The sequence below is a fragment of the Tatumella citrea genome, assembly GCF_002163585.1.
In the GTDB taxonomy this organism is placed as follows: Bacteria; Pseudomonadota; Gammaproteobacteria; order Enterobacterales; family Enterobacteriaceae; genus Tatumella; species Tatumella citrea.
In genome coordinates, this window is the sequence record NZ_CP015579.1 from 3,703,457 (window position 1) to 3,717,727 (window position 14,271).

A 14,271-nucleotide genomic window follows, 5' to 3' on the forward strand; every position below is an offset into this window, starting at 1 on the left:
CCGCTGATAAGCAGATTAGTACAGATTTTTATTGTATAAAGGTGATTATTTTGTATTCACTATGCAGAAAACACGATTAATTAGCGCTTATGGATACTCTGGAACAATTTCGTATTTTTATTCGTGTCGCGGAGATTGGTAGCTTTATCCGCACCGCGGAAACCCTGAACCGGCCAGCTTCAACGGTCTCGGCAGCCATTCGTGAGCTGGAAAACCGGCTGGGGACACGGCTGTTCCACCGGACAACCCGCAACGTTTCTCTGACTTCTGACGGAGAAACCCTCTACGCACGTAGCCAACAGCTGATACAGGATATGGAAGAAACCGAAAATCTGTTCCGGCAGCAGGATGACAGAGTCACCGGCCGGCTCAGGGTCGATGTGCCGGGAAGAGTCGGCAACCAGATTATTATCCCCGCCCTGCCCGACTTTTTTGCCCGCTATCCGCAGATTTCCATCGAACTGGGGGTGACCGATCGTAGTGTCAATCTGGCAGAAGAAGGTATCGACTGTGCGGTTCGGGTCGGCGTGCTCAGCGACTCCGGACTGATTGCCCGCCCTACCGGTCTGCTGAAGCTGATTAACGTCGCCTCAGACGGTTACCTGCACCGCTATGGCAGACCAGTCGACCCCGGACAGTTACAGAATCACTACGTGGTCGGTTATGCCTCGCCCACTTCCGGTCGCAGGGAAAACTGGCAATGGGTCGCAGATGATAAAATATTGTCGACCCGGGTGAATGCCCTGCTGAGTGTCAACAATGCAGAAGCCTGGATAACCGGCTGTGTGGCAGGGATGGGGATGATTCAGATTCCGGAATATGATGTTGCCGGACTGCTGGCTGCCGGCACTCTGCTTGAAGTGATGATGGATTATCTGCCACCGCCATTGCCGGTCAATATCATTTACCCACATCGCCGTCACCTCTCACGACCATTACAGCTGTTTATTGACTGGCTGGAACCGTTGCTCAGGGAAAAAATGCAGCTCAGAGATGCCAGGAACCGCCGTCCTGCAAATTCATAATTTTGCAGGCACCCGCCGGACGATTTTGCCTGTATTGAGATTCCGCCACGCCCGCCAACAGTGCATATTACGTACCAGCATGGATCGTTTCTCGCGCTATATAAAAAAATACATAATGAAATCAACAGCTAATTCCTGAAGAAAAAACTTTTTAGCTGATACGAATCAAACAGTTAAATTTTCATTTTCCTCAGAATAAAACATGGCACGATTCTGGCTTTGCATTAAGTATAAATTTTTCCCTTAAATGCAAAAAAGAGGCTGCCATGGTGAATGTTGTGACTACGGTGAATGAAAGCACATTGTTCAGTCGCCAGATGAAACGTGTTTTATACGCCAGCATTATTGGTTCCGTCATTGAATGGTACGATTTTGTGATTTACGGAATGGCAGCAGCACTGGTGTTCAATCATCTCTTTTTTCCAGCTTTTGATCCTTCGGTTGGCATCATTCTTTCTCTGAGTACTTATGCCGTAGGCTATTTTTCCAGGCCGCTCGGAGGCATCATTTTTGGGCATTTTGGAGACAAGCTGGGGCGCAAAGCGATGCTCACGCTGACCCTGGTGCTGATGGGGATGGGAACATTTCTGATTGGCTGCCTGCCAACTTATCACCAGGTCGGGCTACTGGCTCCGGTATTACTGGTGATATTACGCTTTACACAGGGATTGGGAATTGGCGGGGAGTGGGCTGGTTCTGTCGCACTGGCGGTAGAACATGCACCAAAAAATAGCCGGGGACTGATTGGCAGCCTTATTCAGCTCGGTTACCCTCTGGGCGTCCTGCTGTCTACCGCAGTTTTTGCATTAATGACCCTGCTGCCGGAACACAGTTTTATGAGCTGGGGATGGCGCATTCCGTTTCTGGTCAGCATTGTGCTGGTGTTTGCCGGAACACTGATCCGCATTTACGTTGAAGAAAGCCCGGTATTCGAACAGTCGGCTAATCAGACAGCTAAAACGTCGCTGCCTTTTCTCGATATTCTTAAATATCACCGCCGGACCTTTTTCACCGCGATTGGTATCAAACTCTCGGAAATCGCCTGGGTGGTGACCATCACTGTTTTTGGTGTCAGTTATGTCACCCGGCAACTGGGATTACCAAAAACAGTCATTCTGAACGGGTTAGTCTGCGCCGCGGCATTGGAACTGCTCACCATCCCGTTATTCGGTTATTTATCTGACCGTTTCGGCAGGCGGCCGCTGTTTTTCTGCGGCTGCCTGTTCACCATCATTGCGGCATTTCCGTTGTTTACCCTGCTGGATACCCGCGATCCGACAATTATTGCACTGACCGTGGCCGTGGCTGTCAGTTTTGGCCAGGGGATCATGTTTGGCCCGGAAGCTGCGTGGATATGTGAGCTGTTCCCTACCCATTTACGTTATACCGGCGCTTCTATGGGGATGCAGATCGGTGGTGCGCTGGGAGGCGGTGTGGTACCTGTGGCTGCCTCAGCCTTACTGGTCTGGGCCGGTGGTTCTACCTGGGCGGTATCCGTGATGTTGATAATCATCGCCATGCTCACCCTCTGGGCAACATTTGCCGCCAGAGAAACAGCTCACAGTGATCTTTAGAGGTAACCATGAATTCACTTACCCAACCCGCCAGCAATGACCTGATCACCTTTAGCGGCAAGGTCGAGTTCTTACATTTATGCCCGCGGGCGTTTTTGCCAATGCGATCAGTCAGCTCATTAAATCTTATTGCTGGTCAGGGGATTGAGGGCGATCGCTACAGCCTGAGCAGTGGTTTTTACTCACATAAGCCAGAGGAAGGACGCCAGGTCACACTGTTTGAAATTGAAACGCTTGAAGCCCTGAAACGGGACCACAATATTGATTTTGCCCCGGAAGAACATCGCAGAAATATCACTGTCCGGGGAGTGCCGCTAAATCATCTGGTTGGCAAACGCTTTTGGGTTGGAGAGGTGTTACTGGAATCCACCCGGCTTTCAACTCCCTGCAAGCACCTGGAGGAAATTACCGGAAAACCGGTCTTTGATCCGTTAATTAACCGATCCGGGCTGAATTGTAAAATTTTACAGGGCGGGATCGTGACTCTGAACGATCTGATCCGCAATGAATGAGTGAATAAATACTATGCACCCTATCACCTATATAACGACAGTCATTACCGGGCTACAGACTACCGGTGATGATGCCTTGTTGATCACACTGGCGGATCCGGATCGCTGGGAGCTTCCGCCATTTTCTGCCGGAGCCCATATTGATTTATTGCTCGGTAACGGGATAAGACGCAGCTATTCATTGTGTGGTGATCCCGCTAACCGTTATGAATATCAGTTAGCGGTAAAACGAGAAACAGAGAGTCGCGGCGGATCACAGTGGATCCATGAACAGTTTACTCCCGGGATGGAAGTCCGGGTTTCTCTGCCGCGCACGACTTTACAGATTCAGCCGCACCGACAAAAACATCTGTTAATTGCCGGCGGAATTGGTATCACCCCTATGCTGTCGATGATTTATTCACTGGAGCGCGCCGGACTCTCTTATCAGTTACATTATTTTTATCGCGGAACTCCGCCATTACTGGCAGAGATTCAGCAAGTGGCGCAACAGGGAGAGATCTTTCTTTATCCGCAGGGGTACAGGGAGGGCAGGAAAACAGAATTGCCGGATATTATTCCGCAACCCGGTGACGACTGGTGCCTCTACTGCTGTGGTCCTCAGAGAATGATGGACGCATTTAATGCGAGCACTGCACAGTGGCACAGTTCTCAGTGCCAGCAGGAGCATTTTTCCGGGATGGAGCTGGATGATTCCATGTTTCCGTCCTACCAGCTTGAACTTCGGCAATCCGGCAGAGAAATCACGGTCAGAAAAGGGCAGTCTCCATTGCAGGCTTTGCTGGAGGCCGATGTTTATGTTGACCACTCCTGCGAAGGAGGGATATGTGGGGCCTGTCGTGTCAGTTGGTGTGAAGGCAGCCCGGTACACAGAGATAAAGTACTGACTGAGCAACAACGCCAGCAGGAGCTGATCCTGTGTGTCGCTGGCTGTGAAAGTCGCAGGCTGGTCCTCGATTTATAATGATAAACGGCGGTTTTTTCATCGCATCGCTGAAAAGTTCAGGCTATAGTGAACTGCCCTATAACCTAAGAACTCAAGCCTGATCTGCTGAGTCCAGGATGAACACAGATAAGCTATGACCAGTGGCCCTGAAGAAATTACCCGCAAAAAAATTGCCCTGCAACTTAAAGAACGCCGCAAAGAATTAAACCTTTCTCTGCAGTCCCTGGCAGAAAGTTCAGGGGTCAGCGTGTCAATGATTTCGCGGACGGAACGCGGTGAAGTCACCCCTTCAACCTCGGTGCTTTCGCGGCTGGTCAATGCGCTGGATTTGAGTTTTGCCAGCCTGATGGGTTCCAGAGCCTCAGAGGACATTGTGGTTCTGCGCTCCGGAGAACACCCGGTTCTCCGGGACAAAGCTAATCATTTTACCCGCACCTGTTTATCTCCAATCCTTCCCGGCAGAGGGGTTGATGTGGTGAAAGTGAACCTGGGCGGACATTCAGACTCCGGTGAACTGGTCGCCCACAGCCACTCCGTTAAAGAATATGTCTACGTGCTGCAGGGGCAATTACAGATTACGGTGGGGGAAACCGTCAGCCTGTTAAATGCAGGGGATTCTATGTTTTACACTGCCACCGTCCGCCATGGTTTCTCTAACCCAGCGGCGGAGGCCTGTGAATATCTGCTGATTATTGACGGAAAATAAATCAGCCGGTCTGCCGGTGATAAATCTGACTTGTTCAGCATCCCCGGCTGACTCAGACGGAATAATCTGTAGTTTCGGTGAGTTGCAGGGCCCGTAATAAAGCCGTGGATGTCACTGCAAACGGTAAATCATCCAGGCTGCCAGCCGGAAAACGAATCTGATGCGCAATCTGATACAGTCTGGCTGCCCTGTCACCCTGCAATGCCGGCAGGCGCAGTGGGGTACCAAACTGCCGTAATAGGCTGAGCAACTGCGAGTCGGGCTGCTGCAGATCGTTATCCAGCAATGACTGGAGTAGCAGGCTGAAGCCAACCTTTTCCCCGTGCAGCCAGTGATGAAGCTCAGGCTGATGGGTCAACGTATCATGAATCACATGCGCAACCCCGGGGGTCGCCAGCGAGCCACGGACACTGTTTGCCAGTCCGGCCAGGGCAATATTCGCTTCGATCACCTTCTCAAGATCTTCAGTGACCTGCTGCGACTGATTAGCGACCACTGCCGCATGTCCCTGGCGCAGAAAAATATCAGTGGCCTGACGAGCTGCCGCCACTTTTAAATCCAAAGCCAGCAAGTGAGGATTTTTCCGCTGAAAGGGTTCGAACTCATACCATTTTGCTAATGCATCTACGATGCCGGAACGCAAATAACGCGGATCTGACGCAGCAATAACAGCACTGTCCACCAGAATAAGTGCCGGCATTTCTGACAGTTCATTACTGCTCAGGTGACCACCCTGTGAATTATAAATAATCGCTAACGGTGACCAGGCTGCACAGGTTGCTGCCAGAGTGGGTACGGTAAATAGCCGACGATCCCCCAGGGCCTCGTTCGCTGCTTTAGCGGTATCCAGTACCCGGCCACCGCCGACCGCCAGAATGCCATCCGCTCCCTGCTGCCTGACATTGTCACGGAAGTCAGCTACCGCCTGTTCAGTACACTCACCCTGTAAATATTCGGTCTCCCAGCGAATCCCTGCCTGTTCCAGGCTATGGATCAGCTGTGGGTTTACCGCCTGCCAGGCGCGGGGAGAAGTCAGTATCCTCAGATAACCGGCCTGTGGCCGAATCAGCTCACCAGCCTGTGCCAGAAGACCTGCCCGTTGCAGATAATTTTGCGGAGATTTTACGCTAAACATCTGAGTTCCTTAGCCGGTTAACGACGATGGGCCAGCGATCGCACTACAATATCGCCGGTTTTTTGAATCGCCAGTACCAGAAACAGCAACATAATCACTGTCCCTGCCATTAGCGTGTTATCAAAGCGCTGATAACCATAACGAATCGCCAAATCTCCCAGCCCGCCCCCCCCCACCACACCGGCCATGGCAGAGAAACCAATCAGCATAACAATGGTCAGTGTGACACCGGAAACCAGTGCCGGTAACGCTTCCGGCAGCAACACCCGGCTGACGATATACCAGAGATTGCCTCCCAGTGACTGCACTGCTTCAATACGGCCGCGATCCACTTCATTGAGGGCACTCTCTACTATCCGTGAAAAGAACGGAAACGCCCCGAGAGTAATAGGTACCACGGCAGCAGTACTGCCCAGAGTGGTCCCGACAATCAGTCGGGTGAAAGGGATCACAGCGATCAGCATGATCACAAACGGTAAGGCACGGCCAATGTTCACCACCCAGTTCAGCAGGTGAGAGATCAGCGGGTTTGACAGCAAGCCCCCCTTACGGGTGAGGAATAACAAGACACCCACCGGCAGACCAATCAGCAATGTAAACAGTGCCGACAACAACACCATATACAGAGTATCCGTGGTTCCGCTGATCATCAGATCCCGAAATTGTCCCCAGTCTACGCTACGCATCTCTGAGCCACCTCCGTCAGATATTTTGCCCTGAAAGCACGATCGGTATCGCCATCCTGCAGCAGTAGCTGCCGGAGTTCCCCGTCAGGGCGGGCCATAATTTGTTGCAGCGTCCCGCTCTCCACCAACTGACCTTTTTGCATCAATGCCGCGCCATGGCAGATACGCTTCACCACCATCATTTCATGGGTGATCAGTACCACTGTTATCTTCAGTTTTTGCTGAATATCCGCCAGCAGATCGAGCACCGAACAGGTCGTTTCCTGATCCAGCGCACTGGTGGCTTCATCGCACAGCAGATAACGCGGACTGGCCGCCAGTGCGCGGGCAATACCAACCCGCTGCTTCTGCCCGCCAGACAAGCGACCTGGCCAGGCATCAGCAAAGGCTTCCAGGCCGACCAGTTGCAATAACTCTGTTACCCGCTGCCGGCGCAGCGGCTTTGCGACCCCGGCTATCTCCAGGGCCAGATCGATGTTGCGGCTGACGGTACGTGAGTGCAGCAGGTTAAAGTGCTGAAAGATCATTCCCATCTGCTGTCGCTGCTGGCGCAGACCACTGACCGGAAGCTGCGCAATATCCTGACCATCAATCACCACCCGCCCCGAAGTGGGCTGTTCCAGGCGATTCAGGCAGCGCAGTAGAGTACTTTTCCCCGCGCCGCTGTGTCCGAGGATTCCAAAAATGGTGCCCTGCTCTATGGTCAGTGACACATCGCGGATTGCTGGTTCAGCCGCTCCGGGGTAAAGCTTGCTGACCTGTTCCAGGCGAATCATTGCCCTGCATCCCTGACAGGAATCACTGATCCGTTATATTTCTTGCGAATAAAGTCAGCGACCTGTTGAGACTCCAGATCTTTTGCCAGTTCAACGATCCGTGGATCATTTTTAAGCTCAGGTCGGGTTACCAGCAGGTTGGCATACGGGTTATTTTTGGCTGATTCCAGTCCCAGTGCATCTTTGGCCGGAACCAGACCGGCTTCCAGTGCATAGTTGCCGTTAATAATCGCGGCATCTACGTCATCAAGAGAACGCGGGATTTGAGGTGATTCAATCTCGATGATTTTAATCTTTTTAGGGTTATCAACGATATCCTTCGGAGTCACCAGTACAGAAGTCGCATCGCCGGTGGATTTAAGCTTAATAACGCCTTTGTCCTGAAGTAAATAGAGTGCACGACTCAGGTTGGTGGAATTATTCGGTACTGCAATACTGGCGCCTTCCGGCAGATCGGCCAGCGATTTCACTTTATGGGAATAGATACCTAATGGCTCGATATGTACTGAGGCTACGACACTAAAAGTCTTACCCAGCTCTTTTTCCTGATCCTTCAGATACGGCAGATGCTGAAAATAGTTAGCATCGACATCGCCGGAAGCTAATAACGCATTCGGATTCACACCACCATTCATCTGGATAATTTTCAGATCTAATTTTGGATCTATTTTCTGAACATATTCCAGTATTTCTGAATGTGGCACGGGATCAGCAGCAACCCTTAATGGTGCGGCATGCACCGTCTGAGAAATAATTAACGCCAGCCCTGCCAGACCATAATATGCTGATTTCATCATCACACTCTTCCTTATTTTCCGAATGAATTGTTATTTATTATTGAGATACTCACTGTAAAAACGTTCGGCAACCTGTGGATGGGAACGCAGGCGACCTTTTAAATAATTCCAGCCGACATCACGCAGCAATGGATTTAACGGATCACTGGCCGGTCCGGGAGCTAATTTCGCCAGATGTTCCGGCAACTGATATAACGGCACCGTGGCATCCAGCTGTGCACCAAGGAAGAAAGCTACAGACAACCGTTCATGGCCGGCCTGCGGAGAAATCACCCGGTGGATGGTCGCCCGTAAATAGCCGTTAGTCGCCAGTTCCAGCAATTCGCCAATATTCACCACAAAGGCATCCGGCACGGGGACCGCATCCACCCATTCATCGGGCGAAACCTCGACCTGCAAACCTCCCTGGTCATCCTGCAATAACAGGGTTAAAAAACCAGAATCCTTGTGCGCTCCGACCCCCTGGCGTGACTGGTCCTGGCTGCGTCCGGGGTAACGGATAACCTTAATATGCTCGTTAGGATATTCACCATACAGTCTGTCAAAAGCATGGCGCGGCAGAGACAATGATTCAGCAAACGCCCGTAATAACTCCAGAGCAACGGAGGTCATCTCCTGCTGCCAGCGGGTCAGCACAATCCGCAGTTCCGGCAAAGTTTCCGGCCACTGGTTAGGCCCCTGCATCCGCTGCCAGACAGGGGCCTGAGGGTTATCTATCGCCGGCCGATCTGCACCAATATCAAACTGCTCGCGGTAATCCGGCTGGCTGCGGGTTATTTCCACGCCCGCACGATTGTAGCCACGGAAATGGGGGGAGTTTGCCATTTTGACGCTCAGCTTATCGGCTTCAGGCAGGGCAAAGAAACGTCGGGAAATATGCTGAACATGGGTGAGTAATTCAGAGGAAATACCGTGGCCGGTCAGATAAAAGAATCCGATATCCCGTGCGGCTTTTCCCAGTTTTTCCAGTAATGCCGCTCGTTGTTGTGGGTTACCCTGTAATTCGGAGAAATCTATCACCGGTAACGCTATATTATCTGCTGCCATGAATATCTGCCCCTGACTGATGAATAATTGCATCATGCCATTGCAGTTTGCTATTCACTACCAACATAAAGTTCTGTGCTTAAGCAAAAAAATGAATATCGCTATTTATATATTTATCATCCGGATACGGGAAAAAACACTTTATTCCCCGGGAAAATCTTCGCGAAAAATAAATTCAGGAGGCTGCCAGGCCGTTATTTTTGGCAACGGCCCGGGATATATTTCTACCTCAACAAAACAGGTCTGAGCACTGCAACCCTGACCAAGTCGTGAGCTGCCGGTATCCGGAGTTAAAATATTTGGATTACCGTGCTTATCCAGAGATCCTTCGAGCATAGGATCCAGCGGATCATACCAGGCTCCGGTCGAGATCTGGATCACCCCTGGCAAAATATCTTCACTCAAACGCACGCCTGCCAACAGCGCGCCACGCTGATTAAATACTCTGACCACCGACTGATCAGTAATCCCCCGCAATGCCGCATCCACGGGGTGCATCCAGAGAGGTTCCCGGCCGTGGATCTTGGTTTTACGGCTGACAGATCCCTGGTCATACTGGCTATGCAGGCGGGTTCGTGGCTGGCTGGATAATAAATGCAACGGCCACTGCTGTTGCTCCTGCTGTCGGTGGTTCTGTTCGGGAGGGTACCAGCAGGCATAGCCGGGTGCCTCCGGATAGCCGAATCCGGCGACGGTCGAGGAGAATAACTCAATTTTTCCCGAAGGCGTTGCCAGCGGCGCAGCCTGTGGATTTTCGCGGAAAGCCTGCAGTAAGATTTGTGGCTTCACTGGTCGTGGATACTCGATAACGCCAGCTTCCTGAAATTCAGCATAAGAGGGTAATCTAATGCCTTCGGCGGCCGCTCTGGGCAGCGATTGCTGATAGAGATATTCAAGCCACTGCTGCTCATTGCGCCCTTCGGTAAAGCGCTCTGCAAATCCCAGTTTGTCGGCAAGCTGGCTAAAAATCAGGTAATCATCGCGGGCTTCTGCATGTGGCGGAAACTGCGGGTGCATGGCTATCATAAAACCATCATTAGAGGCACTGCCAATATCTTCTCTTTCCAGAGAGGTCGTCGCCGGCAACACAATATCGGCAAATTTTGCCTGAGCAGTCCAGTATTGCTCATGGACAATTACCGCCTCGGGTTGACGCCAGCCACGAATCAACCGGTTCAGATCCTGCTGATGATGAAAGGCATTCCCGCCAGCCCAGTAAATCAACCGGATATCCGGATAGGTTAGCGTCTGACCATCAAACTGATACTGCTTTCGCGGGTTCAGCAACATATCGGTAATTCGCGCTACCGGAATCCTCTCCTTCACCGGATTGGTGCCCGCAGGCATCCGCGGCCCGGAAAAACGACGCCGGTGTGCTCCCGACAAATTGGTCGAAGCGTAACCAAAACCAATTCCCCCACCCGGGGTCCCTATTTGCCCTAACAGTGCGGTCACGGCGACCAGAGCCCAGAATGCCTGCTCTCCCTGCCTGGCTCGCTGCACAGACCAGGCCATATTCACCATCGTTCGCCGTTCAGCCATCAACCGGGCCAGTGAACGGATAGTTGTCGCTTCCAGGCCGGTTATCTCTGCAGCCCATTGTGGATTTTTTACCTGACCGTCGATGTTGCCTTGCAGATAGTCATTAAACTGCTCAAAGCCAACCGTACATCGCCGGATAAACTCCTGATTAACTAACTGTTCTTCGCTCAATACCTGGCAGATCGCCAGCAATAATGCGGTATCTGTGCCTGGTTTAATCGCCAGCCAGTCAGACGAAATTCCACTGGTGAGATCATTGCGAACCGGACTGACATTGATAAACCGGCAACCATTATCCTGCAGGGTACGCAGCCATTGATCCAGCGCATGATCATTAGCTCCTCCCCCGTTGACCTGAGAGTTTCGTGATGGCAATCCGCCAATCGCGATAAACAACTGACAATGCTCTGCCAGTACCGGCCAGTGGGTATGCTGGCGCTGGAGTTCGTCCAGATCACCCAAAATATGTGGCAGCACGCGCTCACCCGCGGCGATACTGTAGGTATTGGTGCTGCCGGTATAACCGCCGAAGCAGTTAAAAAACCGGTGTAACTGACTCTGAGCATGATGGAATCTGCCAGCACTGGCCCAGCCGTATGACCCTCCATAAATGGCCTGATGACCGTAAGAGGTCGCGACCCGCTGTAACTCTCCGGCAGTCAGGCTAAGTGCCTCTTCCCAGCTCACTTCAACAAAAGGTTCCCGGCCACGCTGCTGCGGATTATTTTTACCCTGCAAAAAACCAAGACGAACCGCCGGACGCCTTACCCTGCTGTTTCCCTGAACACTATCCGGCAACGAATAGCCGATAAGTGAAGGCTGGCTGTCAGCAGCAAACGGGGTAACCGCCGTCAGCACTCCCTGCTCCACCTGTGCCTGATAGGTTCCCCAGTGAGTAACAATCAGTGAATGTTTAGCATTTTTCCGATGGTTCATAACGCTCCCGGATTTCAGTCAACAGAGTTCAGGAAATTACTCACGGCGAATCCGACGTGCCAGTCGGGTACCCAGTGTCTGCAGCAATTGCACGACCACAATCAGGACTAATGCAGTAGACACGGTGGCAAACACATCAAAACGCTGATAGCCATAGGTAATCGCCAGATCGCCAATCCCGCCTCCGCCCACGGTACCGGCCATTGCGGTGGCACCAAGTAAACCGATAGTGGCAGTAGTGAGCGCCAGTACTAACGAGGAAGCCGCTTCCGGCAGCATAAAGTGCCAGATAGTCTGGAATGTACTGGCACCCATGGCATCCGCAGATTCCAGTATTCCATCATTCACCTCCAGCAACGAGCTCTCAATCAGCCGGGCGATATACGGGGCGATAAACACGACCAGCGGAACAATCGCGCCAGCCGTTCCAATGGTGGTGCCAACCAGCCAACGGGTCAGCGGCAGAATAGTAATCAGCAGAATAATAAACGGCAGTGAACGCAGAATATTAATCGCAGGATTGAGTAACTGATGAACGGCGCGATTAGGCAGTATTCCCCCCGGCCGGCAAATCACCAGAACGATCCCCAACGGGATTCCAACCAGCGCACCAAATCCCAGAGAAATACTGACCATCAGTAAGGTGTCCTGTGCTGCCCCCAGGAACTGATCGCCGGTGACGGCGGTATTAAAGAAATCAAACATCGCTGATTTTCACCCCTGCATTCACTAAATACCCGACTGCAGAATCAATATCAGCCGCCTGACCACTGATCCGCAGAATCATAAAACCAAGGATGGTCTGGCTTACCTCCGACATACTGGCAAACAGGATATTGACCTGTACCGGATAGTCACGGATCAGCTGATTTATAATCGGTTGCTGTGCTGTCTGGCCGACAAATTCCAGCCGCAGTGCCCGTCCGTCTGGCTGCTCACGAATTGCCGCCAGCGTCTGTTCCGGCAACCGGTCATGGATAACCGTTTCCACCAGCCCCGCAGTCACTGCCTGCTGTGGCTGGCTGAACAGATCCAGTACATTTCCCTGTTCGACAATTCGCCCTCCGGACATCACCGCGACTTTATGGCAAATTTTTTGTACCACCGACATTTCATGAGTGATCAGCACAATCGTGATCCCATAGCGGCGGTTAATTTCCTGCAATAACAATAAAATCTGAACCGTGGTATGCGGATCGAGCGCCGAGGTCGCTTCATCACACAACAGCACCGACGGATTGGTAGCCAGTGCCCTGGCAATACCCACCCGCTGTTTTTGCCCCCCGGACAATTCATCCGGATAACTCTGTGCTTTGTCACTAAGATTAACAAACGCCAGCAATTCACGTACCCGTTCACGGATCTCCTGCTTACTCCTTCTTTGCAGAATCAGCGGAATAGCCACGTTATGGAATACGGTTCTGGAATTCAGCAAATTAAAATGCTGAAAAATCATACCGATATCTTTTTTAGCCTGGCTACGTTCCCGCCCGGAAAGGCCCTGCAGTGAAACACCATTAATCAGGACTTCACCACGGTCGGCAGTTTCCAGGCTATTGATAAGCCTTAACAGGGTACTCTTACCTGCCCCGCTGGCTCCAATGACCCCAAAAATTTCTCCCTGCTGAATAGTCAGATTAATATTATCTAATGCAGTAACACTTTCGCCTTTACGGGAAAATACTTTACTGACAGCGTTAAAACTAATTATTGGAGAGTTCATTTGAAGTAGTCAGGTAACAAATAGCCATCATATTGATGGTGAGAATGAATGTAGGTTTTAAATTCGGCTGAATGATATCCGGCGATAATATCTTTGGCGAACGGTGCATCTTTATTTTTACCGGCGACGGTCACCACATTAATAAACTGGCTGACAGGTGTTTCCAGTTTCAGTGCCGATGCCAGTTTAATCCCACTGGAAACCGCAAAATTCCCCTGAATCAATCCGTAATCGACATCCGGTAATGCCCGTACCTGCTGAGCATTATCCATCTCTTTCAGAACCAGTTTGTAAGGGTTTTCGCTAATATTACGCTGCGAAAAAGTCGCAGGGTCGCTGTCCGGACTTATCTTCAGCCAGCCTAAACTTTGCAGCACCAAAGCGGCACGATATTCATTCGGTGCCTGGTTAGGCACTGAAATCACCGTGCCCGGAGCCGGAGTATTCAGCGTTTTCAGTTTACCGGCATACAATCCCATAGGAGGTGTAGGAACCTGCACAATCCCGACATTATCAATACCCAGCCGGTCATTCACTGATTTCAGATATACCGGATGCTGCATAATATTAGCTTCAATTTTTCCCCGGGCGACGGCATCATTCACCTGAATTCCATCACTGAAATCCAGATATTCAATTTTATAGCCTTTCTTAATTAAATAAGGGGCCACTCCGTCACGGAACTCATCTTTATAAGGCCCCGGGTTAAATCCTACCCTGATTAGCTTTGTATCAGCATGGGCCACGGAGAAAAGAGCCGAGGAAGCCAGTAAAGAAACAATCAGCGTGTTCGTCAGTGAACGATACATAAGAAAAAGATCTCCCAAAAATTCCGGTAACTATTGATAAATCACATATCTACCCGA

The 14,271-nt window shown here is 51.2% G+C and carries 14 protein-coding genes; 5 read left to right on the forward strand and 9 right to left on the reverse strand.

Translation table 11 applies throughout. The features are described from left to right. The first annotated feature begins 89 nt into the window (after window positions 1-89). From A7K98_RS17600 to A7K98_RS17620, 5 genes are all read left to right on the forward strand, one after another. Complete coding sequence (locus A7K98_RS17600; protein WP_087489722.1) at window positions 90-1,025, forward strand: LysR family transcriptional regulator; 936 nt, start codon at window positions 90-92, stop codon at window positions 1,023-1,025. Window positions 1,026-1,291: 266 nt separating this feature from the next. After that, complete coding sequence (locus A7K98_RS17605; RefSeq protein ID WP_087489723.1) at window positions 1,292-2,599, forward strand: MFS transporter; 1,308 nt, start codon at window positions 1,292-1,294, stop codon at window positions 2,597-2,599. Window positions 2,600-2,607: 8 nt separating this feature from the next. Further along, window positions 2,608-3,111, forward strand: a complete 504-nt coding sequence (locus A7K98_RS17610; RefSeq protein ID WP_087489724.1) for an MOSC domain-containing protein — start codon at window positions 2,608-2,610, stop codon at window positions 3,109-3,111. A 13-nt stretch (window positions 3,112-3,124) separates the two neighbouring features. Beyond that, window positions 3,125-4,075 carry a PDR/VanB family oxidoreductase gene (locus A7K98_RS17615; RefSeq protein ID WP_087489725.1) on the forward strand — a complete coding sequence of 317 codons (951 nt, stop codon included), beginning with the start codon at window positions 3,125-3,127 and terminating at the stop codon, window positions 4,073-4,075. A 115-nt stretch (window positions 4,076-4,190) separates the two neighbouring features. Next, window positions 4,191-4,763, forward strand: coding sequence for a helix-turn-helix domain-containing protein (locus A7K98_RS17620; protein ID WP_087489726.1), 573 nt, complete (start codon window positions 4,191-4,193; stop codon window positions 4,761-4,763). A 52-nt stretch (window positions 4,764-4,815) separates the two neighbouring features. Here A7K98_RS17620 and A7K98_RS17625 read toward each other — a convergent pair whose 3' ends face one another. The 9 genes from A7K98_RS17625 to A7K98_RS17665 form a co-directional block, all read right to left on the reverse strand. Continuing rightward, complete coding sequence (locus A7K98_RS17625; RefSeq protein WP_087489727.1) at window positions 4,816-5,898, reverse strand: iron-containing alcohol dehydrogenase family protein; 1,083 nt, start codon at window positions 5,896-5,898, stop codon at window positions 4,816-4,818. 17 nt (window positions 5,899-5,915) lie between these two features. Continuing rightward, complete coding sequence (locus A7K98_RS17630; RefSeq protein ID WP_087489728.1) at window positions 5,916-6,584, reverse strand: methionine ABC transporter permease; 669 nt, start codon at window positions 6,582-6,584, stop codon at window positions 5,916-5,918. Then, window positions 6,572-7,360, reverse strand: a complete 789-nt coding sequence (locus A7K98_RS17635) for a methionine ABC transporter ATP-binding protein (RefSeq protein ID WP_087489729.1) — start codon at window positions 7,358-7,360, stop codon at window positions 6,572-6,574. The genes A7K98_RS17630 and A7K98_RS17635 overlap by 13 nt, the downstream gene beginning before the upstream one ends. Further along, entirely contained in the window at window positions 7,357-8,154 is a 798-nt protein-coding gene (locus A7K98_RS17640; RefSeq protein ID WP_407703122.1) for a MetQ/NlpA family ABC transporter substrate-binding protein, read from the reverse strand. The genes A7K98_RS17635 and A7K98_RS17640 overlap by 4 nt, the downstream gene beginning before the upstream one ends. Before the next feature lie 33 nt (window positions 8,155-8,187). Beyond that, a complete protein-coding gene (locus A7K98_RS17645; RefSeq protein WP_087489731.1) occupies window positions 8,188-9,204 on the reverse strand; it encodes an isopenicillin N synthase family dioxygenase in 1,017 nt (338 codons plus the stop codon). A gap of 141 nt (window positions 9,205-9,345) precedes the next feature. Next, window positions 9,346-11,682, reverse strand: a complete 2,337-nt coding sequence (locus tag A7K98_RS17650; protein ID WP_087489732.1) for a molybdopterin-dependent oxidoreductase — start codon at window positions 11,680-11,682, stop codon at window positions 9,346-9,348. Window positions 11,683-11,718: 36 nt separating this feature from the next. Beyond that, window positions 11,719-12,387 (reverse strand): methionine ABC transporter permease, encoded by a 669-nt coding sequence (locus A7K98_RS17655; RefSeq protein ID WP_087489733.1) that lies wholly within the window; start codon window positions 12,385-12,387, stop codon window positions 11,719-11,721. Then, window positions 12,380-13,393 (reverse strand): methionine ABC transporter ATP-binding protein, encoded by a 1,014-nt coding sequence (locus A7K98_RS17660; RefSeq protein WP_232461649.1) that lies wholly within the window; start codon window positions 13,391-13,393, stop codon window positions 12,380-12,382. The genes A7K98_RS17655 and A7K98_RS17660 overlap by 8 nt, the downstream gene beginning before the upstream one ends. An 8-nt stretch (window positions 13,394-13,401) precedes the next feature. Further along, window positions 13,402-14,214: a MetQ/NlpA family ABC transporter substrate-binding protein gene (locus A7K98_RS17665; RefSeq protein ID WP_087489735.1), complete on the reverse strand. Its 813-nt coding sequence runs from the start codon at window positions 14,212-14,214 to the stop codon at window positions 13,402-13,404. Window positions 14,215-14,271: the final 57 nt, after the last annotated feature.